The organism is Symbiobacterium ostreiconchae (assembly GCF_055396975.1).
This window is the reverse complement of the sequence record NZ_AP042454.1, coordinates 798,783-824,401: the sequence shown is the minus strand read 5'-3', so window position 1 is coordinate 824,401 and position 25,619 is coordinate 798,783. Positions and strand designations below refer to the sequence as shown.

Sequence of the window (25,619 nt, the reverse complement as noted above, 5' to 3'; positions counted from 1 at the left end):
GAGCCGGACGCCGGCTCCGCCCACCACATTCGCGGGAGGGATCCCCGATGCTGCTCTTCTTGCTCCTGGCGCCGCTGGCCGGCGCGCTGGCCTGCACTTTCACGGACGGGCGCAGGTCGGATGGGCTGGCCTCGGCCGCAATGGCTGCAACGGCTGCACTCACGCTGGCTGCCGCCCCATGGGGCGGCAGGCCCGCCGCGAGCCCCCTCGTGTGGAGCCCGCTGCCAGGCGCTGCCCTCGGCCTGCGGCTCGACGGGCTGGGCGCCCTCCTGGCCCTGGTGGTCAGCCTTATCGGCCTCTGCATCGTCGCCTACTCCGCCGACTACTTCAGCCTGCAGAACCGGGAGCACCCGGAGGCGGAAGGAAAGGGCCGGTACTACTTCTTCTTCCTGCTCTTCGTCACGGCGATGCTGGGCATGGCCATGGCCCCGGACTTCTTCCAGATCTTCCTGTTCTGGGAGCTGACCACCGTCTGCAGCTGGGCCCTGATCTCCCACTACGGGTCGACGGCGTCCATCCGCTCGGGTCTGAAGGCCCTGGCCGTCACCCAGTTCGCCAGCCTCTTCTTCATCGGCGGGTTGCTCCTGCTCTACGTGCGGACCGGCTCCTTCGGCTTTGACGCCGTGGCCCGGATGGCCCCGGGCGGGCGGGCGGCCTTCGCGATGCTGCTGCTGGTCGCCGCCTGGGGCAAGGCGGCGCAGGTGCCGTTCTTCACGTGGCTGCCCTCGGCCATGGTGGCGCCCACCCCGGCCTCCGCGTTCCTGCACGCGGCCGCGATGGTGAAGGCCGGCATCTTCCTGGCCGCCCGCTGCCTGGTCTCCACGGGCGCCTTCACCGGATGGGTCGCCGCCGCGATCATGGTGGCCGCCCTCATCACCCTTTACGTGGGCCTGGCCGGCTACTTCTACGCGGACGACCTGAAGCGGCTGCTGGCCTTCTCCACCATCGCCAACCTGGCCCTCATGCTGGTGGGCATCGGCCTCGGGGCCATGGGGAGCCCTGCGGGCCTGGAGGGCGGGCTGCTCCACCTGTGGAGCCACGCCTTCACCAAGACGCTGCTCTTCCTCTGCGTCGGCGCCATCGCCTGGGGCACCGGCGTGCGGGCCATCTCGCAGCTCACCGGCCTCGCCCGTACCATGCCGCTCACCGCCGCCGGCTTCCTGCTGGGGGCCCTGGCGATCAGCGGGCTGCCCCCGTTCGGCGTGTTCTGGTCGAAGCTGCTGATCCTGCGGGCCGCGCTGGACGTGGGCGGGGCGTGGGGCTGGTCGACGGCGGCGCTGGTGGTGGTGGAGAGTGCGCTCTCCCTGGCCTGGTTCCTGTGGGTCACCCACCTGGTTCTCTTCGGCGAGAGCAGCCAGCGTGCCCGCACAGGCCGGGATCCCTCACCGGCGATGCAGACCGTGCTTGCCGCCCTCATGGGCCTCGCTCTGGTTGCGCCCTACCTGGGCATGCCGCTGATTCACTGGATCGCAGGGGGGGTGGCGTAAGTGTCGGTGACGATGCTGCCCGGCCTGGTGGTGGCCGTTCTGCTGGGCGGCGCGCTGCTCTGCGCGGTCCTGCCGGCGGGTGCGCGGGCGGTGGCCCGGACCGGACTGGCAGCGGGTCTTGCGGGCGGTGTCCTGGCTGTTTGGCTGGCCGCGGCGGTGTGGACCGGCGGCCCGCTGTCTGCCACCTGGCTGCGCGCCCTGCCCCTGGGGCTACCGGCCTCGCTGGCGGTGGAGGTCGACGCCCTGAGCGCCCTCTTCCTGGTGTTGCTGGCCGTGGTGCCGTGCGCGGCGCTCCTTTACGCCCAGGGCTACCTGGATGGCCAACCGACCGGCGAGACCCGGCGGTTCTACGCCCTGTTCCTCCTGTTGATCGCGGGCATGATGACCGTCGTCATGGCGGCCGATTGGGTGCTCTTCCTGCTCTCCTGGGAGATCATGGGCCTCTCGGCCTACTTGCTGGTCATGTTTGACTGGCGCTCGTTTGCCAACACGAGAGCCGCCTGGGTCTACCTGCTCACCACCCACGTGGCGGGCAGCGGCATCTTGATCAGCGCCTGTGCCCTCTCGCTGGTCGCCGGCGACTTTTCGGTGACCGGGACGGCCGGGGCCCTGCAGGCGCTCTACGCTGAGACGCCGGCCTACGTGCACCTGCTGGTGGGTCTGTTTGCACTGGGCTTCGCCGCCAAGGCGGCGCTGTTTCCCCTGGCCTACTGGCTCCCCGGGGCACATGCGGCCGCACCGGCCCCGGTGAGTGCCGTGCTTTCCGGCCTGATGGTGAAGATGGGCGTCTACGGGCTGATCCGGCTTTTCGTCTTCATGCTGCCCGACGACCCGGTGGCCCGGGTCATCTGGGGCCTGCTGCTGGCCACCCTGGGTGCCGTCAACATGGTGGTGGGTAACCTGCGGGCGCTGGGCGAGCAGCATGCGAAGCGGCTGGTGGCCCAGTCCTCCATCGGTCAGATCGGCTACATCGTGCTGGGGGTGGGCATGGCCGTGGCCGTGGCGGGCCGGGCGCCCCTGCTGGCCGCGGTGGCCTTTGCCGGGGCGCTTTATCACCTGATCAACCACGCGACGTTCAAGCCGTTGCTCTTCCTCACGGTGGGGGCGGTGGAACACCACAGCGGCACCCTCGACCTCACGAAACTCGGCGGCCTGCTGAAGGCCGTGCCGCTCAGCGCGGGTCTCACCCTGCTCGGCGCCCTGGCCATCGCCGGCACGCCGCCGCTGAACGGCTTCGCCTCCAAGTGGCTGCTCTACCGGGCCTCCGTGTTCGGCGGGCTGCAGCTGCCGCTCCTGGCCGTCTACGGCGTGATCGCCATCTTCATCTCCACGGTGTCGCTGGCCGCGTACCTGAAGTACTTCGGCACCGTCTTTCTCGGGCCGGAGCGGGAGTACCCGGCAGGGCGCAAGGCGCCGGAGTCACCGGCGATGTCGGCCTCCCTGGCCATCTTGGGTGCGCTCTGCGTGCTGCTGGGCCTCTTCCCGGCCCCGGTGGTCCAGGCGGCCCTGGCGGCGCTGGCGGGGGTTCCGGGTGCGGCCCTCTACGGCGCCGGAACGGTAACGGGGGCCGACGTGATGGGTGCCGCCCTGGGCGGGTCGGGCTACCAGCCCCTCATGGTGGCGCTGGCGCTCCTGCTCTGCGGCGTGCTCGTGTGGCTGATCCGCCGGCTGGCCACCGAACCGGTGCGGCGCACCGAGCCCTGGTTCGGCGGCGAGTGGCTGCCGGCCAGCGAGGCCCGCTACGGGGCCGAGCACCTGTACAAGCCCTTCCTCGCCCGCTGGGCTGCCCTGTTGCGGCCCTGGTGGCAGCCAACCTTCCACGCGCCGCCGGCGGTCGAACGGGCCATTGACGCCGACCGCTGGCTGCTCGGTCCGATCTACGCCGGTTACCGGGCGCTGGCCGGCCTGGCCGGCCGGTGGCACGGCGGCAGGGCGAAGGCATACGTCGGCTGGCAGGTCCTGGCCACGGCGCTGCTGATCGCCGTCCTGATCGGCATGGAAGGGGGGCTGCGCTGATGCTGAAGTATGAGCCCGTCACCGTCGAGCGCGCCGACCTGGTCCGTGAGGTCTCCCGCCTCATGGAGGGCGGAGCGCGGCTCATCATGACCGTCGGTACCGACGTGCGCCCCCTGGGCCGGGGCTTCGAGGTGACCCACCTCTTCGGCTTCGACCGGGAGGGCCGGGTGGCGGGCGTGGTGGTGCCGGTGCCGGCGGACGACCCGCGCCACCCCTCGCTGACCCCGTCGCTGCCCCCGGCGGGCTGGATGGAGCGCGAGGTCTTCGACATGATCGGCGTGACGGCCGAGGGCCACCCGGACCCGCGCCGGCTGGTGGTGGCCGACGACTGGCCCGACGACATCTTCCCGCTGCGGAAGGACGTGCCCCACAACTACCGCCCGCCCCGGGCCGAGAACGCCCGGTCGGCGCTGAAGCCGACCCCCGAGGGTACCACGGTGGTGCCCGTGGGTCCCTTCTTCCCCACGCTGGAGGAGCCGGCCTATTTCCGGCTGTTCGTGGAGGGCGAGGAGGTCGTGGACTGCGACTACCGGGGCTTCTACAGCCACCGGGGCATCGAGAAGCTGTCGGAGCAGCTGCGCTACGACCAGGTGCCCTTCCTCGCCGAGCGCATCTGCGGCATCTGCGGCTATGCCCACTCCACCTGCTTCGCCCAGACGCTGGAGAAGGCGGCCGGCATCGAGGTGCCCAAGCGGGGCCGGTACATCCGGACCATCATGCTGGAGCTGGAGCGGATTCACAGCCACCTGCTCTGGCTGGGGCTGGCGGCCCACATCGTCGGCTTTGACACCGGGTTCATGCAGGCCTGGCGCGTGCGGGAGCCTGTCATGTGGGCGGCGGAGGCCCTCACCGGCAACCGCAAGACCTACGGGATGAACCTGCCCGGCGGCGTGCGCCGGGACCTGCTTCCCGAGGGCATCGCAAAGGTGGAGGAGGTCCTGAAGGCGGTCGAGCGGGAGAGCAAGGGGCTTATGCGGGCCCTGGAGCGGGATACCGCCCTGCGCTCCCGCCTGGAGCGCACCGGCGTGCTCACGCACGAGGAGGCGGTCCTCTGGGGCGCACTCGGCCCCACGGCGAGGGCCTCGGGCGTGGACATAGACGTGCGGCGGGACTACCCCTACGCCGCCTACGACGAGCTGCCTGTGAACGTGGTCGTCCGGCAGTCCGGCGACATCTGGGCCCGGCTGGAGGTGCGGGTGGCGGAAACGCTGGAGTCGGTGCGCCTCATCCGCGAGGCCCTGGCGAATCTGCCGCCGGGACCCACCTTCGTCGAGCCGGGGGAGATCCCGGCCGGCCTGGTCGCTGTCGGCCTGGTGGAGGCGCCGCGGGGCGAGCTCTGCAACTACCTGATGACGGGGCAGAACGGGAGGCCGTACCGGTGGCGGGTGCGGGTGCCCACCTACATGAACCTGCAGCTCACGCCGCAGCTGGCAAAGCCGGGCACCACCATCGCCGACTTCCCCATCATCGCCGCCTCCATCGACCCGTGCTTCTCCTGCACCGAGCGGATGGAGATCGTCCGGCGTCCCCGCGAAGGGAGGGCTGAGCCATGACCGGAGGCCTGCTGACCGCACTCTACAACCTGGCCTTCGTCCTGCTGCTGGCGCCGCTGTACGCCGGCATCAACCGGAAGATCCGGGCCCGGGTGCACTCCCGGCAGGGACCGCCGCTCCTGCAGCCCTACCGGGACCTCCTGAAGCTGATGGGCAAGGAGGACTGCCAGGTCTCGGACGATCCGGTCCACCGGTTGGCCCCGTACCTGGTCATGACCGGGGCCCTGGCGGCCGCGCTCCTGGTCCCGATGGGGTTCCGGGCGCCGCTGGCGTTCGCGGGGGACGGGCTGGTGCTCATCTACCTGCTCACGTTCTCGGCCATCGGCACGGCGCTGGCCGGCCTTTCGTCCGGCAGCCCCTTTGCCGGGGCGGGCGCCAGCCGGGAGATCATGCTGCTGCTGGCAGTGGAGCCGGTGCTGGCCGCGGCCTTCTTCACCTTCGGCACGCGGGCCGGATCACTGGGGCTCGCGCAGATCGCCGAGGGCATCGCGGATACGGGCTTCGCCCCCTCGCTGGTGGTCGGGGCGCTGGCGGCCTTCCTGGCGATCCAGGCCGAATCGGCCAAGCTGCCCTTCGACGTGGCCGAGGCCGAAACGGAGATCATCGGGGGGCCGTACGTGGAGTACTCCGGCCCGTCGCTGGCGGCCTTTGAGTGGGCCTTGATGGTCCGGCGGGTGGTGCTGGCGTCGTTCCTGGCAGCCCTGCTCGGGGCCTGGCCGGCGGGCGCGCCCGTCTGGCTCGGCGTCCTGCTCCACCCGGTGAAGGTGCTCGTGGTCCTGGTGCTGACCGAACTGGTCGCCGTGCTGAGTCCGCGGCTGCGCATCCGCCAGGCGATCCGCTTCTACGAGGGCGCCGGCGTGCTGGCCATCGCGGGGCTCCTGGTGGCCATCCTCGGCTTCTAGGGAGGGGTGATCCGCGTGCTGATCGCCAAGCTTCGTCAACTGGCCCTGGTGACCAGGGCCGGCAGGGTCACCCTGCCGTACCCGTTCCAGCCGCACCCGCCGGCCGAGGGGTTCCGCGGGCTGCCCACCGTGGACGGTGAGAAGTGCGTGGCCTGCGGCGCCTGCGCCGCGGCCTGCCCCGCCCGGCTGATCGCGGTGCGGCAGGAGGGGGAGCACATGGTGCTGTCGGCCGACTTCACCCGCTGCACCTACTGCGCCCGCTGCCAGGATGTCTGCCCGACGGGCGCGTTCCAGATGACCGGGAGGTTCGAGACCGCCACCGCCGACCGGGCGAACCTGCGGCTCCGGGTGGCGCTGAACGCCGCTACCTGCCCCCGCTGCGGCAAGCGCTTCGCCTCGCAGCGGCTCGTGCAGCGCGCCGCCGAGCAGGCCGGTGAGCCGGCGGAAACCCATGCCCTGCTCTCGCTCTGCCCGGACTGCAGGCGCCGTCTCTACGGCGCCCGGATCAGGGAGGTGGCGCGCCGTGGCTAGCGCCATGCTGATCGTGTCGCTCCTGGTGGCGGCCTCGGCCGCCCTGGTGGCCGAGATCCGGCAGCTGCCGCGGGCGGTGCTCGTCTACGCCGCCCAGGGCGCGGGAATCGCCCTGCACCTGCTGCTGGGCGCCTTCGCCTCCGGCTTCCACGGGCTGATGGGCTCCGCCGCCACGGTCCTGGCGGCCCAGGCCGTGGTCCTCCCGCTGCTGGTCATGCGGTACGCCCGGGAGGGCGCGCCGGCCGACCAAGCCCCGCCGGCGATGGGGCATGTCTGGGCCGGACTGGCGGCCCTGGCGGGATTCCTCGCCGGGGAGTTCCTGCTGCCGCCGGTGCTGGCGGGCATTCCCGGCGCGGCCGCCCACCTGCCCCACGGGCTTGCCGGCGGCCTGGCCCTGGTGGCCGCGGCGCTCTGGACCATCCTCGCCCACCGGGACACGCTGAAGGTGGTGCTGGGGGTCTGCGTGCTGGAAAACGGGGTGCATCTGCTGATGGCGGCCATTGCCCCCACGCTCCCTGAACTGGCCGCAATCGGCGCGGTGCTGGACGTGATCATCGCCGTCTGGCTGCTGCTGGCGGTGGGACGCCGGGCGGCGGAAGCCACGGGCGCCCGGGACGACGGGCTGCTGGACAGCCTGCGGGGCTAGGAGGTGGGCCTGATGGATGCGATCTTGCTGATCCTGATCCTGCTCCCGGCCGCGGCCGGCCTGTGCGAGTGGCTGGCAGACCGGCTGGCGCCCGGGCGCAGCGCCGCCGGGTTATGGTCGCTCTCCGGCCTCGCCCTCACCTCCGTCGGCGCCGCCCTCCTGATGGCCCGGGTGGCCGCCGGGGCCGAGCCCGCCATGCCCGGGGCCTGCCTGCGAGCGGATGCCCTGGGTGCGATCGTCACCCTCCTGGCCTCGTTCCTGGGCGTGGTCGGCGTTGCCGCGGCGCGCCGCCACCTGCGGGCCGACGTCGCGGCAGGCCGGGCGAAGCCCGAGTGGCTGCCCGGGCTCTTCGGCTGCTGCGGCCTGTTCGTGGCGGCCGCGAACTGGGCGGCGCTCACCGATCACCTGCTGGTGCTCTACATCGCGGTGGAGGCCACGACCCTGGCGACGGTGCTGCCGGTGGCCTTCTACCGGCGCCGGGCCTCCTGGGAGGCCGGGTACAAGTACCTGCTGCTCAACTCCCTGGGCCTCACTGCGGCGCTGCTGGGCCTCACAGTGCTCTACGCGGCAGCCGAGCCTTCCCTGGGCGCCGCGGCGCTGCGCCTGGCGTCCCTGGCGGACGGGGCGCCGGGCGTGCCGCCTGTGGCCGCCGGGCTGGCCGGTGCGCTGCTGATCTGCGGCTTTGGCACCAAGGCCGGCCTGGTGCCGCTGCACGGCTGGCTGCCCGACGCGTACCAGGTGAGCCCGCCGGGGTTCATCGCCCTGTTCTCGGGCATCGGCACGAAGATTCCGCTTGTGGCGCTGGCCCGTGCCCTGCCGCCGCTCATGGCCGCGGCGCCGGCGCTGCAGCCGGTCCTGCTGGCGGTGGCGTCTGTGACAATGGTCTTCGGCATTCTGGCCGCCTTCCGGCAGGACGACCTGCGGCGCCTCCTGGGCTACTCGTCGGTGAGCCAGATGGGCTACATCGCCATGGCCCTGGCCGCCGGCGGCGCAGCCGGCTACGGGGCCGCCGCGTACCATCTGGTGAGCCACGGCCTGATCAAGGCGCTGCTTTTCCTGGCCGTCGGAGAGGCCGTGCTGGCCGCGGGCACCGCCCGGATCTCCGAGCTGGGCGGCAGGCCGCTGCCGCCGCGGGTGGGCGTCACGTTCCTGCTGGCCTCGCTGGGGCTCGGCGGGGTGCCGCCGATGCCGGCCTTCTGGTCGAAGTTCCAGGTGTTCGCCGCCACGGCGGCGGCCGGCCACGGCTGGGCCGCCGGGGTGGCGGTGCTGACGAGCCTGCTCACCATCACCACCCTGGTGCAGGCGGGCGCCCGGGCGTTCCTGCTGAAGCCCGCGGGCGACAAACCGGCCCGGGCCGCGCCGGCGCCCTGGGCGCTGGCGGTGCTGGTGGTGGCGGTGTTTGCCGCCGGCCTGTTCCCGGGATGGATCAGCGGTTTCCTCTCCACGGCGGCCGCGGCCCTGGCGAAGGGGGTGTAGCCTGTGGGACTGCGGAGTTGGTTTGACGGTCTGGTGAGGCGCTCGTTCACCCGGTCGCTCTGGGTCTACCACGCGAATGCGGGCTCCTGCAACGGCTGCGACATCGAGGAGGTCAACGCCTTCACCCCGTTCTACGACGCCGAGCGGTTCGGGCTGAAGCTGGTGGGTTCGCCCCGGCACGCGGACGTGCTGCTGGTCTCGGGCCCTGTGACCCGGCAGGTGCGGCCGCGCCTGCTGCGGCTGTACGAGGCCGCGGCCAAGCCCTGTGTGGTCATCGGCGTAGGCTCCTGCGCCACCGGGGGAGGCCTTTGGTTTGACACCTATGGGACCGAAGGGGGACTGCAGGGCGTCCTGCCGGTGGATTACTATATCCCCGGATGCCCGCCGCGGCCCGAGGCGATTCTCTACGGCGTTGCGGTGGCGATGGGGCTGGTTGACCCGAAGGTGCAGCCTTACGAGTACGAGGAGCCGATCGAGGTCCGGGCTGCGAGCGGCGAGACGGTCTTCGCGGCGGGTGAGCGCAGTGGCGGCGACTGAGGGCGTTCGCCTGGCCGTCGCCCTGCGCAGGGCGCTGCGGGGGCGGGTGGTGGTGGTCGGCATCGGCAACCCCGGGCGCGGCGACGACGGCGCCGGGCCGCGGGTGGCCCGGCTGCTGGCCCGCCAGCTGTCCCCGGCGCCTCCGCCGGAGCGAGGGGGCGACCGCATCGTGGCCGTCATCGCCGCCGAGACCACGCCGGAGTCCGAGGTGGGCCGCATCGCCGAACTCCGGCCGGACGCGGTGGTGCTGGTGGACGCTGTCGATTTCGGGGCGCCGCCGGGGTCCGCCAGCCTCTTCGTCGAGGCGGATCTGACGGGCCGCAGCGGCTGGTCGGCCCACCGGCCGCCGCTCGGGCTGCTGATGCAGTACCTGGCGGCCCGCACCGGCGCCAGGGTCCTCCTGCTGGGCATCCAGCCGGCGGACGTGGGCTGGGGCGCCCGGATGACCGAGCCGGTCCGGGCCGCGGCCGCCGCTGCCGCCCGGTGCCTCTGCCGCTGGTCGGAGGGAGGCGGTGTCCGTGCATGAACTGGGGCTGGCCCAGAACGTGATCGAGGCCGTCGGCGCAGACGCCCGGCGGCGCGGCTTCCGCCGGGTGAAGCGGGTGACGCTGCGGATCGGCGAGTGGTCCGCGGTGCTGCCCGAGTCGCTGGAGGCCGGCTTCGCAGTGCTGGCCGCGCTGGAGGGCGGCCTCTTCGCCGGGACGGAGCTGCGCATCGAGCGGGAGCCCGCCCGGGGGGTGTGCACCGTCTGCGGCCGCAGCTTCCCGGCGGGCCGCAGTGGGCTCATCTGCCCGGGGTGCGGCGGCGCCGGCCGGCTGCAGAGCGGCGTCGAGCTGGAGGTCAAATCCTACGAGGGGGAGTAGCCGGTGGAGGTCAAGGTCGTCGAACGGATTCTGAAGGTGAACGATACCGTGGCCCGGTCCAACCGGTCCCGCTTCGATGCCGCCGGCGTGCTCGCGGTGAACTTCATTGGCTCGCCGGGGGCCGGCAAGACCTCGGTGCTGGAGCGCACGGTGACGGGGCTCCGGGGCCGCGTGGCGCTGGCCTGCATCGAGGGCGACCCCTACACCACCCGGGACGCAGAGCGCATCGCCGCCCTGGAGTGCCCGGTGGTGCAGATCAACACGCAGGGCGGCTGCCACCTGGACGCCGCGCTGGTGAGCCAGGCCCTCGACCAGGTGGACCTGGCCGCCGCGGACCTGCTGCTGATCGAGAACGTGGGCAACCTGCTCTGTCCCTCCCAATACGACCTGGGGGAGCACCTGACGGTGGTCGTCCTCTCGGTCACCGAGGGGGCGGACAAGCCGGAGAAGTACCCCGCCGCGTTTCAGCGGGCCCGCGCGGTGATCATCAACAAGGTGGATGTCCTGGCCCTGACCGACGTCGACCTGGGCGAGGTCTCGGCCGCCATCCGCCGCTTCAACCCGCAGGCGGCCGTGTTCCCGCTCTCCGCACGCACCGGCGAGGGGGTGGACGCATGGCTGCGGTGGCTGGAAGGCCGGGTGACGGCGGCGCGCGAGTGCGCCGGGAGCTCGTCGTAGAGGGCACCGTCCAGGGCGTGGGCTTCCGCCCCTTCGTCTACCGGCTGGCGCAGGACCACCGGCTGGCCGGGTGGGTGTGCAACGACGAGCGGGGCGTGGTGATCGCGGTCGAGGGCGAACCTGCGGAGGTGGCCGCGTTCGAGCGGGATCTGCGGGAGAGGCCGCCGGCGCTCGCGGTGGTGTCCCGCGTGTGCGGGCGGGACGTGCCGCCCACCGGGGAGACGGGGTTCCGCATCGTCGCCTCGCAGCGGGGTGAGGAGCGGGTGGCCACGGTGCCGGCCGACGCCGCCACCTGCGCTGCCTGCCGGGCCGACATCCTGGACCCGTCCAACCGGCGCTACCGCTACCCGTTCACCAACTGCACCCACTGCGGGCCGCGCTTCACCATCATCAAGGACATCCCCTACGACCGGCCGATGACCACCATGGCGGGGTTTGCCATGTGCCCGGACTGCGCGCGGGAGTACCACGACCCCGCCGACCGCCGTTTCCACGCTCAGCCCAACGCCTGCCCGGCCTGCGGCCCCTCGGTTCGCCTGGTGGACGCCGCGGGCCGTGACCTTTGCGCGGCGGAGGCGTGGCTGGAAGAGACGGCTGCGCGGCTCCGCGCCGGGCAGATCGTGGCCGTGAAGGGCATCGGCGCCTTCCACCTGGCGTGCGATGCCACCCATGAAGGCGCAGTCGCCCGGCTCCGGCAGGTGAAGCACCGGCGCCACCGGCCCTTCGCCCTCATGGCCCGGGATCTGGCGACGGCCAGGCTTGTCGCGGAGGTCAGTCCCGCGGAGGAGCGGGCGCTCATGTCGCCGGCTGCGCCCATCGTCCTGCTGCGGCGGCTGGCGGATCCGGCCCTGCCCGTCGCGCCCTCCGTCGCGCCGGGGGTGGACACCCTGGGCATCATGCTGCCCTACACCCCGCTGCACATCCTGCTCCTGCAGGAGGCCCCGCCGCTCCTGGTGATGACCAGCGGCAACCCGAGCGGGCTGCCGGTCCAGTACCGGGAGGAGGAGGCCCTCCGGGACCTGGCCGGCCTGGCCGACGCCTTCCTGATCCACAACCGGCCGATCCACGTGCCCTGCGACGATTCTGTGGTGCAGGTGGTGGACGGCGAGGTCCGCTTCCTGCGTCGTTCCCGGGGCTACGTGCCGCGGGAGGTGCCGGCGCCCGCCCCGAGCGGCGGCAGGACGGTTCCGGCGGTGCTTGGGGCCGGAGGCGACCTCAAGAACACCTTCTGCCTGCTGCAAGGCCGCCGGGCCGTGCTGAGCCAGCACCTGGGCGACCTCGAGACCGCGGAGGGGCAGGCCAACTACCTGCGGGCCCTTGACCACCTGCAGCGGCTCACCGGCATCCGGCCGGCGGCTGTCGCCTGCGACATGCACCCGGGCTACCACTCTGCCGCCCTGGCCCGGACGCTCGGTCTGCAGGCCGTGCTTCCGGTGCAGCACCACCACGCCCACCTGGCCGCGTGCATGGCGGAGAACGGCTGGGAGGGGGAGGCGGTCGGCCTGGTGCTGGACGGCACCGGCTACGGCACCGACGGCGCCATCTGGGGCTTCGAGGTCCTGGCCGGGGGGTACGAGGGGTTCCGGCGCATCGCCCACCTGGCTTACAGCCCGCTGCCGGGTGGCGAGGCGGCGGTGCGCCACCCCCTGCGGGCGGCGGCGGGCATGCTCTGGGCCCACCTGGGCGAGGGGGCCCTGGAGCGGCTGGCGGCGCTGCACCCCGGCCGGGCGGACGAGATCGCGAACGTCCGGCGCCTTCTGGCCGCGAATCTGAACTGCCCGCCGGCCGGCACCGCGGGCCGGCTCTTCGACGCGGTGTCCTCGATTCTGGGGATCTGCCTCGAAGCCACGTACGAGGGGCAGGCGGCCATCGAGCTGGGGGCCGTTGCCCAGCCGGTCCCGGACGGCGCCTACTCCTTCCGGCGGGAGGGCGGGGAGATCCTGCCCGGCCCGCTGCTGGAGGCCGTGCTGGCCGACGCCGAGCGGGGCATGGCGGCCTCGCGGATCGCCGGCCGGTTCCTGGCGGCGGTGGTGGACATGCTGGTGGACGGCGCCCGGTACGCCCGGGCGGAGACCGGGCTCACCACCGTCTGCCTGAGCGGCGGCACCTTCAACAGCCCGTGGCTGCTGGAGCACGCAACCCGGGCGCTGGAGCGGGAGGGATTCCGGGTGCTGACCCACCGGCACGTGCCCACCGGCGACGGGGGCCTCAGCCTGGGCCAGGCCGTGATCGCGCAGAGGAGGTGGCGGGGATGTGTCTAGCCGTTCCGGCGAGGGTCGTGGAGACGGACGGCCGCCTGGCGACGGTCGAGGTGCTGGGAAACCGCCGGCGGGCGGACGTGAGCCTGGTGGACGCGGCGCCGGGGCAGTACGTGCTGCTCCACGCCGGGATCGCGATCGCGGTGCTGGACGAGGCGGAGGCTGAGCAGACGCTGGCGGCTTACCGGGCGGTGACCGGCGGTTCCCCGGCTCCCGACGGCGGCCCGGCGGAGGACGACGGCCGGCCGCAGGCGCCGTCTGCCCAGGGGGAGGGTCAACCGTGATGCATGTGAACACGCCGGCGCGGCCGCTGCCGGTGGACGCGCCGCGCGCCGCGGCGGCCTGGGTGGAACGCATCCGCCGGAAGGTGGCGGAGGCCGGGCGGACCGTGCGGCTGATGGAGTTCTGCGGGACCCACACAATGGCCATCGCCCGCAGCGGCCTCCGGGGCCTGCTGCGGGGCGCGGTGGAGCTGGTGAGCGGGCCCGGCTGCCCGGTGTGCGTGACGGCCGACGGGGAAATCGACCGGATGCTTGCCTACTGCGACGTCCCGGGGGCCATCGTGGCCACCTACGGCGACCTGCTGCGGGTGCCGGGCTCCCGAAGCAGCCTGGCGAGCCGCCGGGCTGAGGGGGCCGACGTGCGGGTGGTCTACTCCGCGCTGGATGCGGTGCAGCTGGCCCGGGAGAACCCGGACCGGCCGGTGGTCTTCCTGGGCGTGGGCTTCGAGACGACGGCGCCGGCGGCCGCCCTGGCGGTGAAGGCCGCCCGGGAGGAGGGGCTGCGCAACTTCTGCGTGCACAGCGCCCACAAGCGGACGCCCGCGGCGATGCGGGCGCTGCTGGAAGGGGGCGGCCTGCGGCTGGACGGCATCCTCTGCCCGGGGCACGTGTCCACGGTGCTGGGGTCGGACGCCTTCGCCTTCCTCCCCGCCGAGTACGGCGTGCCGGCCGCCGTGGCCGGCTTCGAGCCCCTGGACATCCTGATGGCCGTGGACCACCTGGTGGACGCCGCCCTGGGCCGGCGGCCGGCGGACCTCTGGAACGGCTACATCCGCTGGGTGCGGCCGGAGGGCAACCGGCGGGCGCAGGCCCTGCTGGACGAGGTCTTCCGCCCCTGCGACGCCCGGTGGCGCGGACTGGGGCTCCTGCCGGAGAGCGGCTTCCGCTTGCGGGAGGGGTTCGCCCCGTTCGACGCTGAGGTGCGCTTCCCGGCGGCGGTGGACGAGCCGCACGGCCGACCGGGCTGCCGGTGCGGCGACGTGCTGCGCGGCGCCCTTTCGCCGGCCGGGTGCCCCCTATTCGGCGCCGCCTGCCGGCCGGACCGGCCGGTGGGGCCGTGCATGGTCTCCAGCGAGGGGGCCTGCGCCGCGTGGTACCGATACGGCCCCGGCGAGGAGGGAGCAAGATGAGGAGGGAGGCGAATGACGGCACGCGTGACCCTGGCCCACGGCGACGGCGGTGAGGCGACCCACCGGCTGATCGCGGAGGTCTTCTACCCGGCTCTGGCCAACCCGGCCCTGCTGCAGGGGGGCGACAGCGCGCTCCTCGACCTGCCGGGGACGGGGCGGCTGGCGCTTACCACCGACTCCTTCGTGGTGCAGCCCCTCTTTTTCCCCGGCGGCGACCTGGGCCGGCTGGCGGTCTGCGGGACCGTGAACGACCTGGCGGTGGCCGGCGCCCGGCCGCTCTGGCTGAGCGCGGGTTTTATCATCGAAGAAGGGTTCCCGGTGGATGATCTGCGCCGGCTGGTCGCCTCGATGGCCGCCGCGGCCGCGGAGGCGGGGGTGCAGATCGTCGCCGGCGACACGAAGGTGGTGGGCCGCGGCCAGGCCGACGGCTGCTTCATCAACACGGCGGGGGTCGGGCTCGTGCCGCCGGGGCGCGACATGGGCGCGCACCGCATCCGGACGGGGCAGGCCATCCTGGTCAGCGGCCCCGTGGGCGAGCACGGCGTGGCCGTGCTCTCGGCACGAGCGGGGCTGGCGTTTGAAACGCCGGTGGTCAGCGACGCGGCCCCGCTGGACTCCCTGGTGCAGGGTGTGCTTGCGGCCGTTCCCGGCGCAGCCTGCATGCGGGACCCGACCCGGGGCGGGCTGGCCACGGCCCTGGCGGACCTGGCGGCCGGCAGCGGCTTCGACCTGTTCGTGAACGAGGCGGACATCCCTGTCAGCCCGCCGGTGCGGGGCGCCTGCGACCTGCTGGGCGTTGACCCGCTGTATCTGGCCTGCGAGGGGCGCCTGTTGCTGTTCTGCCCCGCGGAGGAGGCGGAGGCGGCGCTGGCGGCGGTGCGGGCCCATCCGCTGGGTCGGGATGCCCGCATCATCGGCCGGGTGGAGGGGCGCGGGGGACGGGCCTTCCTGCGCACCGCGGTGGGCGGCACCCGGAGGCTGGCGCGCCTGGCGGGGGAGAACCTGCCGCGGATCTGCTGAGGGGGGACCGGTGGTGGTCGGCATGCGGCCGGCAGCTTCCTGTGGGGTCCTGGGCGGGCACCGCCAGCCCTCGGGCCGCGACAGCAGGAATTCCCGGGAATGTAAGCGAACCTAAATTTGGTATGCATTGAAAAGTGGAGGCCAGGACTTGCTGCCTCCAGGGAGGGAATCCGCGTGTCGACCTGGCTCGAAGCTGTCGGCCGGGTGCTCTGGGAACTGCGCTGGGCGCTGCTCCTGTACTTTGGCGGACTGCTCGTCTGTTACAAGACGATCGATTCGATCCGGTACTGGATCGGTGAATGGCGGCGGGCCAAGGTGGAAGCCCGCTACCGGGACCTCGACCTGGCGGCCGTCGACGAGATGAGCGGCCAGGAGTTCCTGAAATACCTGGACTACCTCTTCCGGTCTGCGGGCTTCAAGGTGCAGTTCACGCTGCCAGTGGGCAACTACGGCGTCGACCTGGTGCTGACGCATCCGACCACCGAGCAGCGGATCGCGGTGCAGGCGCACCGCACGGAGGAGCCGGTGGAGGCGGGGCCCGTGCTGACCGTGCAGGCGTCCAGCCTGCTGTACGGCTGCGAGCGGGCGATGGTCGTGACCACCGGGGAGTTCACGGAAGAAGCCCGGGAGCAGGCCGAGTCCGCAGGCGTGATCCTGGTGGACCGGACCCGGCTGCAGGAGTTCATGGTCCTGACGTCCTCGCCCCGCGCCGCGCTGTTCGCGCTGGGCGGGCGGGCGAACTGACCGGCTGACTGGCCGGCCGCGGCGACGACAACGGAGGCCACCACGCGCACCCGTGGTGGCCTCCTCTACGTACCGGAGAGAACCGCGACGGCCTGGCGTAGTGGCCTTCCTGCAGAGCGTCTTACCGTTCGAACACGTACAGCAGCCCGTTGACGGCATGACCGAACCAGGGCCCCCTGAAGCCGCGCCGCTTAAGCTCGGTCCGCAGAAAGGGCATGAGGGCCGCGTGGCTGACCACCAGGGAGTCCGCACCCGACTGCAGTACCCGGTCGATCACCTGCCTGGCCCGTTCCCGCACCGCGCGCCGGCTCTCGACGTGGGGGTGCGATTTGAAGTACCACACGATGCGGACCAGGATCGCCCACAGGAGAAAAGGCAGCCGGATGCGGTTGCCCCGAAAGGGGTATGGCTCGATCTCACGTAACTCTTTGAGAACGATGATTTCCCCCGGAAAGATCGCCCGGGCGGTCTTGATGGCCCTGGGGAGGTCGCTGCAGAAGCAACGCTGCCAGTTGCCGCCGCTCAGATCGACGTGGCCGTATTCGATATCCGCATCGTCGTAGCCCGCGAACCATTCTGCGACCTCATCGGGAGTCACCCACTTGGTGGGATACGGGTGTTTTACCCGAAAATGTCTGACCAGGCCAACCTTCACCGTTCACTTCACCGCTTCCCGGACGTGATTCCAAAGAATGGGCTCGCATAGGACGTTCGCTGTCGCGCACCGGTTCCCTGCGTGCGCAGGAGCGGGAACCGACGCGAAGCAAGGAGAAGATAGGTCTAGATCGACCTCAGGGGGAGGCACGAAAGATGGCGACACCGCGTGTCTACGTCACCCGGCGGATTCCTGAAGCGGCTCTGGATATCTTGCGCACCGCGTGCGAGGTGCACACCTGGGACCACGAAGAGGAGCCCGTGCCCCAGGAGGAACTGGTGCGTGCGCTTCAGGCGTCAGACGGCGCCCTGATCGTCGGCCCTCACCGGATCGACGGACCGCTCATGGATGCGGCCCCGCGCTGCCGCGTCTACGCGAACATGGCGGTCGGCTACGACAACATCGACGTGCCCGCGGCGACGGCGCGAGGCGTGCTGATCACCAACACCCCGGGCGTGCTCACCGAGACCACGGCCGATCTGGCCTTCGCGCTGATGATGGCCGCCGCCCGCCGGCTCTACGAGGGGCAGCGCACCATCGTGGAGGGCCGGTGGAAGGGCTGGTCGCCGATGTTCATGACCGGCCAGGACGTGTACGGCGCGACGCTGGGCATCATCGGCGCCGGCCGCATCGGCCAGGCGGTGGCCCGCAGGGCCCGGGGCTTCGACATGCGGATCCTCTACCACAACCGGCGCCCGAACCCGGTGTTTGAGGCGGAGGTGGGGGCGTCGTACCGGTCGCTGGACGACCTGCTCCGGGAGTCCGACTTCGTGGTGGTGCTGACGCCGCTGACGCCGGAGACCCGCGGCCTCATCGGAGAGAGGGAGCTGGCCCTGATGAAGCCGACCGCCGTCCTGGTCAACGCCGCCCGGGGCCCCGTGGTGGACGAGCGGGCGCTGTACGAGGCGCTGCGGGACCGCCGCATCTGGGCCGCCGGCCTGGACGTGTTCGACCAGGAGCCTCTTCCCCCCGACCACCCGCTCCTCACGCTCCCCAACGTGACGGCGGTGCCGCACATCGGCTCCGCCACGGTGCGGACCCGCACCCGGATGGCGGCGCTGGCCGCGGAGAACCTGGTGGCCGCGCTCACGGGGAAGGAGCCGCCCACCCCGGTCAACCCGGAGGTGCTGGGCCCTGAGTGGAGGGCGAAGCTCCCGTGACGGAGGGCCGCCGCTTCCGCATCATGATCGTCGAGGACGACGAGAAGATCGCGTCGATTCTGGCCGACGAGCTGGTCCGCTATGGGTACGACGTCGTCACGGCGCACGACTACGCCAACATCAAGGCGGAGTTTGTCGCGGCCCGTCCCGACCTGGTGCTCATGGACATCAACCTGCCCCGCTATGACGGCTACTACTGGTGCCGGCAGATCCGCACCGTTTCGCGGGTGCCCATCCTGTTCATCTCCGCCCGGTCGGACCAGATGGACCAGGTGCGGGCAATCGAGCACGGCGCGGACGACTACATCACCAAGCCGTTTAATCTGGAACTGGCCCGGGCCAAGGTGAAGGCGGCCATCCGCCGCGCTTACGGGGAGTACGCCGCCGGCGGGGAGAGCGATCTGCTCAGGGTCGGGCCGCTGCTGCTCGACCGCGCGACGAACCGGGTCAGCCGGGGGGACCGGGCCGTGGAGCTGAGCCCGAAGGAGTTCCGGCTGCTCTGGTGCCTGGCCCGGCGGGCGGGCGAGATCGTCAGCCGGGAGACGCTCCTGGAAGAGCTCTGGGACGACACGGAGTTCGTCGACGACAACACGCTCACGGTGAACGTGACCCGGGTCCGCCGGCGGCTGGAGGACCTGGGGCTCACCGGGGTGATCGAGACCAAGCGTGGCCAGGGCTACCGGTTGAACGCGGGCTGGGGGGAGTGAGGTGCGCTTCGGGCAGTTTCTCCTGGACCGGCTGAACTACATCGCGGTCTACGTGGCCTTCGCCTTCCTGGCCCTGCTGGTGGTCCACCTGGATCTGATGCTTTCCGGGGCCAGGCTGCAGTTCGTGAACCTTGTCTATATCTTCATCCTGGGGCTGGCCGGGCTGGTGATCTACCTCTTCTGGGAGTACCGGCGGCTGGCCTCGTTCTACCGCCACCTGGCCGGGCTGACGGGCAGGGAGCCCATAGAGGAACTGGCCGTGCTGCCTGTCCCGCCCACGGCCGAGGGGCAGCTCCTGGCCGAGGCCTGGAGCCGGATGTACGGCCGGCTGAGCGGCGAACTGGCCGCCGAGCGGGAGCGGGGGCAGAGGAACGTCAGCCTGGTCACCCAGTGGGCTCACCACATGAAGACCCCCATCTCCGTCATCGACCTGCTCCTGCAGCGGACCGGGAAGGAAGGGTGGCCGGACGCGGCGCGGGCCCTCGCGGCCGGCGTGGCGGAGGAGAACCACCGGCTCCAGCACTCGCTGCAGATGCTGCTGAACACGGTGCGGCTGCAGGACTTCGCCCAGGACCTGCGGGCAGAGCGGCTGGACCTGCTGACGCTGGTGCGGCAGGTCGTGAACGACCAGAAGCGCGAGTTCATCGCACGGCGGGTCTATCCCCAGGTGGAGGCAGACCCTGACCCCGGCCTGCCGTGGCTGGTGGAGAGCGACGCCAAGTGGCTGCGCTTCGTGCTGGAGCAGGTTCTGAGCAACGCGCTCAAGTACGCCGCCCGGCCCCCGGAGGCCGACGAGCAGGGCCGGGTGCGATTCGTGCTGCGCCGGGAGGGCGGCGGCGTGGTGCTGGAGATCGCCGATAACGGCGTGGGGATCCCGCCCGAGGACCTGGGCCGGGTCTTTGACCCGTTCTTCACGGGGCTGAACGGCCGCGCGTTCCCGCAGGCGACGGGGATGGGGCTCTACCTGGCCCGGGAGGTGTGCCGGCGGCTGGGGCACGAGATCAGCCTGGACTCGGCCCCGGGGAAGGGCACGACCGTGCGGCTGCGCTTCGCCGTTCCGAGGACCCTTTTTGCGGGGCTGCGGGATTCGCTCGCAGCGAACGGGGCCGAACCGTCGGGGTAAGCGGTCGCCGGGGCACATCCGGCGTTCCTGCGGCGTACATGACAAGACCGTAAGGTTTGCATGCTGAACTGAAAGGTGAATCGAAGGAAGCTGCCTGCCGGCACCGTTACACTGGGGCCTGAACAGCAGAACAGGGAGGCAGCATGATGCTGGTGCTTGAAGCCAAAGGTCTCACAAAGGTGTACGGTGGGCGGGGCAAGGTCGCCACCCGCGCCCTCAACAACCTCTCCCTCCAGGTGGAGAAGGGGGAGTTCCTGGGCATCATGGGGCCGTCGGGCAGCGGCAAGACGACCCTGCTGAACCTGCTGGCGACCATTGACCGGCCCACGTCGGGCACGGTGGCCATCGAGGGCACCGACGTGAGCCGGCTGCGGGGCGCGCAGCTGGCCCTGTTCCGCCGCCGGCGGCTGGGCTTCGTCTTCCAGGACTACAACCTGCTGGACAGCCTCACCATCGGGGAGAACATCGCCCTGCCGCTGGTGCTGGACCGGGTGCCGGTGAAGGTGATCAAGGAGCGGCTCCGGCTGCTGGCGGAACAGCTGGGCATCGGCGACATCCTCGACAAGTATCCTTATGAGGTCTCCGGCGGCCAGCAGCAGCGGGCTGCCGCGGCCCGGGCCATCATCCACGAGCCGGCCGTAATTCTGGCCGATGAGCCCACGGGCAACCTGGACTCCCGGTCGGCGAAGGACCTGATGGAGACCCTGGTGATGCTCAACAACCTGGCCGGCGTGACCATCGTCATGGTGACCCACGACGCCTTCGCGGCCAGCTACTGCCGGCGCATCCAGTTCATCCGTGACGGCGAGCTGTACACTGAGATCCGCCGGGGCGAGAGCCGCGAGGCCTTCTTCCAGCAGATCCTGGACGTGCTCTCGCTGATGGGGGGTGGCCGGGGTGAGCCTCTGGCAAATCGCGGCTAGAAACGTCTGGCGGAACCGGGGGCGCTACCTGGCCTACCTGGGCAGCGCCGCCTTCGCGGTGATGATCTACTTCATCTACACCGCCCTGGCCCGGCACCCCGATCTGCAGGGAGGCTACGCCGGTGCCTCGGCCGTCATCCAGGGCATCCGGGCCGCGTCGGTGGTCATCGCGGGCATCACCTTTGTCTTCCTGATGACGTCCAACTCGGCCTTCGTCCGCTCACGCAAGAAGGAGTTCGGCCTCTGGAGCCTGATGGGGGTCACCCGCGGGCAACTGATGGCGGTGGTCCTCTGGGAGAGTCTGTTCATCGGGGCTGCGGCCCTGGCGATCGGCCTCGGCTTCGGCGTGCTCTTTCTGCGGCTCTTCTTCATGGCGATCAGCGTGCTCCTGCGGCTGCCGGAGACGCTCTCCATCTACGCGGGCCCGCCTGTCTGGGTGCAGACGCTGGCGGTCTTCGGCGCTTTCTTCGTGTTCGTTTCCCTGTACTCGCTGACAGACATCGTGCGCAGCACGGTGATCGACCTGATCCGGGCGGAGCGCAAGCCCAAGGCGGCTCCCACCTTCCGGTGGTGGAAGGCCCTGCTGGGGCTCCTGCTCGTGGCGGGCGGGTACGCCTGGGCCAGCGCCCCGTGGCCCACCGCCATCATCCTCGGGGTGGTTCCGGTCACCATCATGGTCTCGGTGGGCACCGTGTTTCTCATGCAGGAGGGCAGCATCGCCCTGCTGGGCTGGCTCCGGCGGCGGGAAGGCTTCTACTACCGCACCGCGCCGTTCCTCACCGTCAGCCACCTGCGCTTCAAGCTGCAGGAAAACGCCCAGGTGCTGGCCAACACGGCCGTGGCCATCGCCGTCATCCTCACCGCGGTGAGCACCATCTACACGCTCCTGGTGGTCTTCGCGCAGGAGGCCCTGACCCGGAATCCACATCCGTTCCAGCTGACGGAGCCGGCGCAGGCCGCGTCGGCAGCGGATGTGGTGGAGGCCGAGCTGCGCCGGCACGGCCTGGACGGCTGGGTGCGCAGGGAACTGGTGACGGTCCGGGGAGAGCTGGACGCCGAGACCTCCGTCCTCCTCGTTCCCCACTCGCTCTACGCCGAGGTGCCGCGCTCCTCGGACAAGGTGCGGCCGCTTCCGGACGGCCCGGACGGGGCCCTGCTGATCTACCCGTTCCTGAACTTCGACCCCGGGCTGGAGGACCAGGATCCCGTGCAGCGGGAGCTGTCCGTGGGCGGGCGGACCTATGTGATCTCCGTCCGCCCCGACTGGAGCGGGCTGCCGGTGAACGTCACCGAAGAGGCGCAGTTCTCCCTGGTGCTTTCGGACGAGTGGTTTGCGCAGCTGGTGGCCGGGAGTGCGCCGGATCAGCTTCTGCGGGTGACGATGTGGGATATGGAGAGGTGGCGCAGCCGGGAAGCCGCCGCGGCGGCGGAGGCTCTCGCCCAGCGGTTTGTGGGCGACGCCCCGGAGACCGGCCGGCACTTCTCGTCCACCATTCCGTCGTACCAGGGCACCGTCTCGGGCTGGGGTCTCACCCTGTTCGTCGGCGTGTTCGTCTCCCTCGTCTTCTTCGTCACCAGCTGCAGCGTGCTCTACTTCCGGCTCTTTACGGAGATCGACGAGGATCGCCGCTACTTCCGCCGGCTGCAGCACCTGGGCGTGAGCCAGGCCGAAATGCGCCGGGTCCTGCTGCAGCAGACGCAGATCATCTTCTTCGTCCCCTTCCTCGTCGGTCTCATGCACTGCACCTTCGCCATGAAGGCCCTGGGGACGCTGGCCCAGCGGCCGGTGCTGCACTACGGGTGGCTCATCGCCCTCGGCTACCTGGGGCTGTACGTGCTGTACTACGCGGTGACCTACGCGGTGTACTGGCGCACCCTGTCGGGCGGCAACGCCCGGATCGCGTGAGGGGGATCCGACGATGCTGACGCTGAGCGACAAAACGCAATCGATCCTCTACATCCTGTTGGTCATGGCCGGGTCGGCGGCCGTGGTCGCGCTCGGGTGGCACCAGCTCCTGATGTTCGTCCCCGCCCTGACCGTTCTGGTGATGATGCTGGTCATCGGCCGGGACGGGTACACCCGTGACGGATGGCGCCGGCTGGGCCTCGGCCGGGCCGGCGTCCGGCGGTGGTCAGCGGCCCTGCTGCTGCCGGCCGCCGCCCTGGGCGGGGGCTACCTGGCCGCCACCGCCGCCGGGGCTGCCGCCCCGGAACCTCTGCCGGGCGCTCCCGGCGCCGCGCGGGCCCTGAACTACCTCCTCCTGGTCGCCTTCTACACCTTCACGTTCTCCCTGGGCGAGGAGGTGGGCTGGCGGGGCTACCTGCTCCCCCGGCTCATGGCGTTCGGCCACCGGCGGGGACACCTGATCTGCGGCCTGGCGTGGGCGGCATTCCACTACCCGGTCATCTTCCTGTCCGACCTCTACCTGCCTGATGGCAACCGGCTGCTCGGCGCCGGGCTGTTCACCCTGATGGTGCTGCCCCTGAGCGTCGTCATCGGCGAACTGCGGCTGCGCACGGACAGCCTGTGGGTGGCCTCCCTGATGCACTCCGCCCACAACGCCTTCGACGAGGTCGTCGGCAGCCAGGTCCGCATGACGGCGCCGCTCGGGCCGTATCTGGCGGGTGAGACCGGGATCGTCACGCTCCTCATCTACCTGGCGGCGGCTTTGTGGCTCCTGCACCGGAGCGGCCGGCGCACCGGGCGGGCGGCCCGGTCCGCAGCATGAGAACAGGAGGCCCTCCCTGCGGTTTCCCGCGGGGAGGGCCTCCTCGCACACCTGCCTGACGTGTTGCAAGTCTCCTGGGACGTGTGGTTGCGGTATGATGCCCGGGGGCTGTATGTCCGAGGGTTGTCTGGTGCATGTCTGCGCAGTGTTGGGTGCGGCGTCGTGCGGGCCGACTCGTCCAAGGATGGGCGGCGTCGTTTCCGGCGTTGGTACCTCATCTCGTTTAGGACCGTGCGGCGTAGGTCGCTGCGTTGGATGGGGTGTTGCATGGTAAGCCACGCGGCGTAGGTTCCATGTGTTGGCTGGGGCGTCTGGTGCAGGGATGTGCGGCGTCGAATCTGCGTCCAACGGGCTGTCTGGCGCCGGGATGTCCGTCACATGTCCGGCCGCGGGATGGGCTGGGCGTCAGGAAGGCAGCTGGCCTGGTTATCTGCCGGGCTGCCGGCGGCGAATGCCGGCCGGAACCCGTGCCTGGTAGTGGGTGTGCAGCAGGTGGTGTGCCCGCTCGCTGCCCGGTTGACCGAGGTACTCGGCGTACAGCTGCTGTACCGCCGGGTTCTCGTGGGAACGGCGCAGCGTCATGCGCTCGTCGATGGTGTAGAGTGCGGCGATGCGGGCGAGACGGACCTCGTCCAGAGCCTGCGGGCCCTTGGCGGGAATCGGCTGGCCGCCGCCGCCGATGCAGCCGCCCGGGCAGCCCATGATCTCGATGAAGTGGTAGTTCTTGTTGCCGGCGGAGACCTGCTCCATCAGCCAGCCGGCGGCGCCGAGGCCGTTGGCCACGGCGACGTTGAGGCTCATGCCGTTCAGGCTGACCGTCGCCTCACGGACCTGGAACGGGATGCCCCGGACCTCTTGGAACTCGATCTTCGGCGAGGGGCTGCCGGGCTCCAGCCAGGCGGCCGCGGTGCGCAGGGCTGCCTCCATGACGCCGCCCGTCGTGCCGAAGATGGTGCCGGCGCCGGTACCGATGCCGAGCGGGTTGTCGAACTCCTCGTCCGGCAGGGAGGGCAGGTCGATGCCGGCCTGGCGGAACATGCGGGCGAGCTCGCGGGTGGTCAGGACGTAGTCGACGTCCTGGTAGCCGGAGTCCCGCATCTCGGGCCGGTTCTTCTCGTACTTCTTGGCCGTGCACGGCATGACCGAGACCACGACGATGTTCGCCGGGTCGATGCCGGTCTTCTCGGCGTAGTAAGTCTTGGCCACGGCGCCGAACATCTGCTGCGGCGACTTGCAGGAGGAGAGGTTCTCCAGCAGGTTGGGGAAGAAATGCTCGGCGTACTTGACCCAGCCCGGGGAGCAGGAGGTGATGAGGGGAAGGGGACCGCCGCTCTGGAGCCGCTGGACCAGCTCTGTCGCCTCTTCCATGATGGTCAGGTCCGCGGCGAACACCGTGTCGAAGACCTGGTCGAAGCCCAGCCGCCTCAGTCCCGCCACCATCTGGCCGGTGGAGACCGCGCCGGGAGGCAGGCCGAAGGGCTCGCCGATCTGGACCCGGACGGCCGGAGCGGTCTGTACGACCACGTGCTTGTCAGGATCGAGCAGCGCCCGCCAGACGGCCTCGGTCTCGTCGTACTCGGTGAGCGCACCGGTGGGGCAGACCACGGTGCACTGGCCGCAGAGGGCGCAGGCCGCGTCGTTGAGCGACACGCCGAAGAACGGCGCGACCCGGGACTCGAAGCCGCGGCCGGTGACCGCGATGGCGGAGACGCCCTGCACCTCACGGCAGACGGCGACACAGCGCTGGCAGAGTACGCACTTGGAGCTGTCCACCGCGATGGCGCCGGACTCCACGTCCAGGTGCGGTTCGTGGCGAACGCCCTTCAAGGGGACCTCGCGCACGCCCATCTCGTGGGCGAGCTGCATGAGTTCGCAGTTGGACGCCCGCACGCAGGTGGGGCATTCGATGTTGTGGTCGGAGAGCAGGAGCTCCAGGACCAGCTTGCGGGCCTCACGGACCGTCGGGGTGTTGGTGCGGACCACCATGCCCTCGGTGCAGGGCACGGTGCAGGCGGTCTGCAGGCCGCGCGCCCCTTCGATCTCCACCAGGCACATGCGGCAGGCCCCGATCTGGTTGATGTCCTTCAGGTAGCAGAGCGTGGGAATATGGATGCCGTTCTGGCGCGCCGCCTCCAGGACAGTGGTTCCGGGCTCAACCGAGACGGGGCGCCGGTCGATGGTCAGATGGATCACGCGCAGC

At 71.3% G+C, this 25,619-nt stretch carries 24 protein-coding genes; 22 read left to right on the top strand and 2 right to left on the bottom strand.

The genetic code is table 11. From position 1 onward, the window contains the following. Window positions 1–47 precede the first annotated feature (47 nt). The 16 genes from ACZ5UM_RS04010 (at window position 48) to ACZ5UM_RS03935 (ending at window position 16,122) form a co-directional block, all read left to right on the top strand. Window positions 48–1,487: a hydrogenase 4 subunit D gene (locus ACZ5UM_RS04010; RefSeq protein ID WP_464847074.1), complete on the top strand. Its 1,440-nt coding sequence runs from the start codon at window positions 48–50 to the stop codon at window positions 1,485–1,487. After that, window positions 1,488–3,503, top strand: coding sequence for a proton-conducting transporter transmembrane domain-containing protein (locus tag ACZ5UM_RS04005; RefSeq protein WP_464847073.1), 2,016 nt, complete (start codon window positions 1,488–1,490; stop codon window positions 3,501–3,503). It abuts the gene before it with no gap. Then, a complete protein-coding gene (locus ACZ5UM_RS04000; protein ID WP_464847072.1) occupies window positions 3,503–5,056 on the top strand; it encodes a hydrogenase large subunit in 1,554 nt (517 codons plus the stop codon). The genes ACZ5UM_RS04005 and ACZ5UM_RS04000 overlap by 1 nt, the downstream gene beginning before the upstream one ends. Beyond that, entirely contained in the window at window positions 5,053–5,958 is a 906-nt protein-coding gene (locus tag ACZ5UM_RS03995; RefSeq protein WP_464847071.1) for a respiratory chain complex I subunit 1 family protein, read from the top strand. Before ACZ5UM_RS04000 ends, ACZ5UM_RS03995 begins: the two co-directional genes overlap by 4 nt. A 15-nt stretch (window positions 5,959–5,973) precedes the next feature. Next, entirely contained in the window at window positions 5,974–6,489 is a 516-nt protein-coding gene (locus ACZ5UM_RS03990; protein ID WP_464847070.1) for a 4Fe-4S dicluster domain-containing protein, read from the top strand. Then, on the top strand, window positions 6,482–7,135 hold the full coding sequence (locus ACZ5UM_RS03985) for a hypothetical protein (RefSeq protein ID WP_464847069.1): 654 nt from the start codon (window positions 6,482–6,484) through the stop codon (window positions 7,133–7,135). Before ACZ5UM_RS03990 ends, ACZ5UM_RS03985 begins: the two co-directional genes overlap by 8 nt. 12 nt (window positions 7,136–7,147) lie before the next feature. Then, on the top strand, window positions 7,148–8,611 hold the full coding sequence (locus ACZ5UM_RS03980) for a complex I subunit 5 family protein (RefSeq protein WP_464847068.1): 1,464 nt from the start codon (window positions 7,148–7,150) through the stop codon (window positions 8,609–8,611). A 3-nt stretch (window positions 8,612–8,614) separates the two neighbouring features. Then, the gene (locus ACZ5UM_RS03975; protein WP_464847067.1) at window positions 8,615–9,148 is read left to right on the top strand and encodes an NADH-quinone oxidoreductase subunit B family protein; all 534 of its coding nucleotides are present in this window, start codon (window positions 8,615–8,617) and stop codon (window positions 9,146–9,148) included. Then, the gene (locus tag ACZ5UM_RS03970; RefSeq protein ID WP_464847066.1) at window positions 9,135–9,674 is read left to right on the top strand and encodes a hydrogenase 3 maturation endopeptidase HyCI; all 540 of its coding nucleotides are present in this window, start codon (window positions 9,135–9,137) and stop codon (window positions 9,672–9,674) included. The genes ACZ5UM_RS03975 and ACZ5UM_RS03970 overlap by 14 nt, the downstream gene beginning before the upstream one ends. After that, on the top strand, window positions 9,667–10,011 hold the full coding sequence (locus tag ACZ5UM_RS03965) for a hydrogenase maturation nickel metallochaperone HypA/HybF (RefSeq protein ID WP_464847065.1): 345 nt from the start codon (window positions 9,667–9,669) through the stop codon (window positions 10,009–10,011). The genes ACZ5UM_RS03970 and ACZ5UM_RS03965 overlap by 8 nt, the downstream gene beginning before the upstream one ends. A gap of 3 nt (window positions 10,012–10,014) precedes the next feature. Beyond that, a complete protein-coding gene (hypB, locus tag ACZ5UM_RS03960) occupies window positions 10,015–10,689 on the top strand; it encodes a hydrogenase nickel incorporation protein HypB (RefSeq protein WP_464847064.1) in 675 nt (224 codons plus the stop codon). Continuing rightward, window positions 10,626–12,950, top strand: coding sequence for a carbamoyltransferase HypF (gene hypF, locus ACZ5UM_RS03955; RefSeq protein ID WP_464847063.1), 2,325 nt, complete (start codon window positions 10,626–10,628; stop codon window positions 12,948–12,950). Before hypB ends, hypF begins: the two co-directional genes overlap by 64 nt. Continuing rightward, complete coding sequence (locus tag ACZ5UM_RS03950; protein WP_464847062.1) at window positions 12,941–13,231, top strand: HypC/HybG/HupF family hydrogenase formation chaperone; 291 nt, start codon at window positions 12,941–12,943, stop codon at window positions 13,229–13,231. The genes hypF and ACZ5UM_RS03950 overlap by 10 nt, the downstream gene beginning before the upstream one ends. Further along, window positions 13,231–14,358, top strand: coding sequence for a hydrogenase formation protein HypD (hypD, locus tag ACZ5UM_RS03945; RefSeq protein ID WP_464848274.1), 1,128 nt, complete (start codon window positions 13,231–13,233; stop codon window positions 14,356–14,358). The genes ACZ5UM_RS03950 and hypD overlap by 1 nt, the downstream gene beginning before the upstream one ends. A 12-nt stretch (window positions 14,359–14,370) precedes the next feature. After that, window positions 14,371–15,378, top strand: coding sequence for a hydrogenase expression/formation protein HypE (hypE, locus tag ACZ5UM_RS03940; RefSeq protein WP_464847061.1), 1,008 nt, complete (start codon window positions 14,371–14,373; stop codon window positions 15,376–15,378). A gap of 174 nt (window positions 15,379–15,552) precedes the next feature. Continuing rightward, window positions 15,553–16,122: a restriction endonuclease gene (locus ACZ5UM_RS03935; protein WP_464847060.1), complete on the top strand. Its 570-nt coding sequence runs from the start codon at window positions 15,553–15,555 to the stop codon at window positions 16,120–16,122. Window positions 16,123–16,243: 121 nt separating this feature from the next. On the opposite strand, the gene ACZ5UM_RS03930 is transcribed toward ACZ5UM_RS03935, so the two are convergent. After that, window positions 16,244–16,777, bottom strand: coding sequence for a histidine phosphatase family protein (locus ACZ5UM_RS03930; protein ID WP_464847059.1), 534 nt, complete (start codon window positions 16,775–16,777; stop codon window positions 16,244–16,246). Between the two features lie 155 nt (window positions 16,778–16,932). Here ACZ5UM_RS03930 and ACZ5UM_RS03925 point away from each other — a divergent pair, with 155 nt between their 5' ends. The 6 genes from ACZ5UM_RS03925 to ACZ5UM_RS03900 all read left to right on the top strand — a co-directional run bounded on the left by ACZ5UM_RS03925 (window position 16,933) and on the right by ACZ5UM_RS03900 (window position 23,419). Beyond that, the gene (locus ACZ5UM_RS03925; protein ID WP_464847058.1) at window positions 16,933–17,937 is read left to right on the top strand and encodes a 2-hydroxyacid dehydrogenase; all 1,005 of its coding nucleotides are present in this window, start codon (window positions 16,933–16,935) and stop codon (window positions 17,935–17,937) included. Then, entirely contained in the window at window positions 17,934–18,644 is a 711-nt protein-coding gene (locus ACZ5UM_RS03920; protein WP_464847057.1) for a response regulator transcription factor, read from the top strand. The genes ACZ5UM_RS03925 and ACZ5UM_RS03920 overlap by 4 nt, the downstream gene beginning before the upstream one ends. A 1-nt stretch (window position 18,645) precedes the next feature. Further along, complete coding sequence (locus ACZ5UM_RS03915) at window positions 18,646–19,767, top strand: sensor histidine kinase (RefSeq protein WP_464847056.1); 1,122 nt, start codon at window positions 18,646–18,648, stop codon at window positions 19,765–19,767. A gap of 146 nt (window positions 19,768–19,913) precedes the next feature. Then, window positions 19,914–20,690 carry an ABC transporter ATP-binding protein gene (locus tag ACZ5UM_RS03910; RefSeq protein ID WP_464847055.1) on the top strand — a complete coding sequence of 259 codons (777 nt, stop codon included), beginning with the start codon at window positions 19,914–19,916 and terminating at the stop codon, window positions 20,688–20,690. Further along, a complete protein-coding gene (locus ACZ5UM_RS03905) occupies window positions 20,665–22,596 on the top strand; it encodes an ABC transporter permease (protein WP_464847054.1) in 1,932 nt (643 codons plus the stop codon). Before ACZ5UM_RS03910 ends, ACZ5UM_RS03905 begins: the two co-directional genes overlap by 26 nt. A gap of 13 nt (window positions 22,597–22,609) precedes the next feature. Further along, window positions 22,610–23,419: a CPBP family intramembrane glutamic endopeptidase gene (locus tag ACZ5UM_RS03900; protein WP_464847053.1), complete on the top strand. Its 810-nt coding sequence runs from the start codon at window positions 22,610–22,612 to the stop codon at window positions 23,417–23,419. 426 nt (window positions 23,420–23,845) lie between these two features. On the opposite strand, the gene ACZ5UM_RS03895 is transcribed toward ACZ5UM_RS03900, so the two are convergent. Beyond that, entirely contained in the window at window positions 23,846–25,618 is a 1,773-nt protein-coding gene (locus tag ACZ5UM_RS03895; protein ID WP_464848273.1) for an NADH-dependent [FeFe] hydrogenase, group A6, read from the bottom strand. Window position 25,619: the final 1 nt, after the last annotated feature.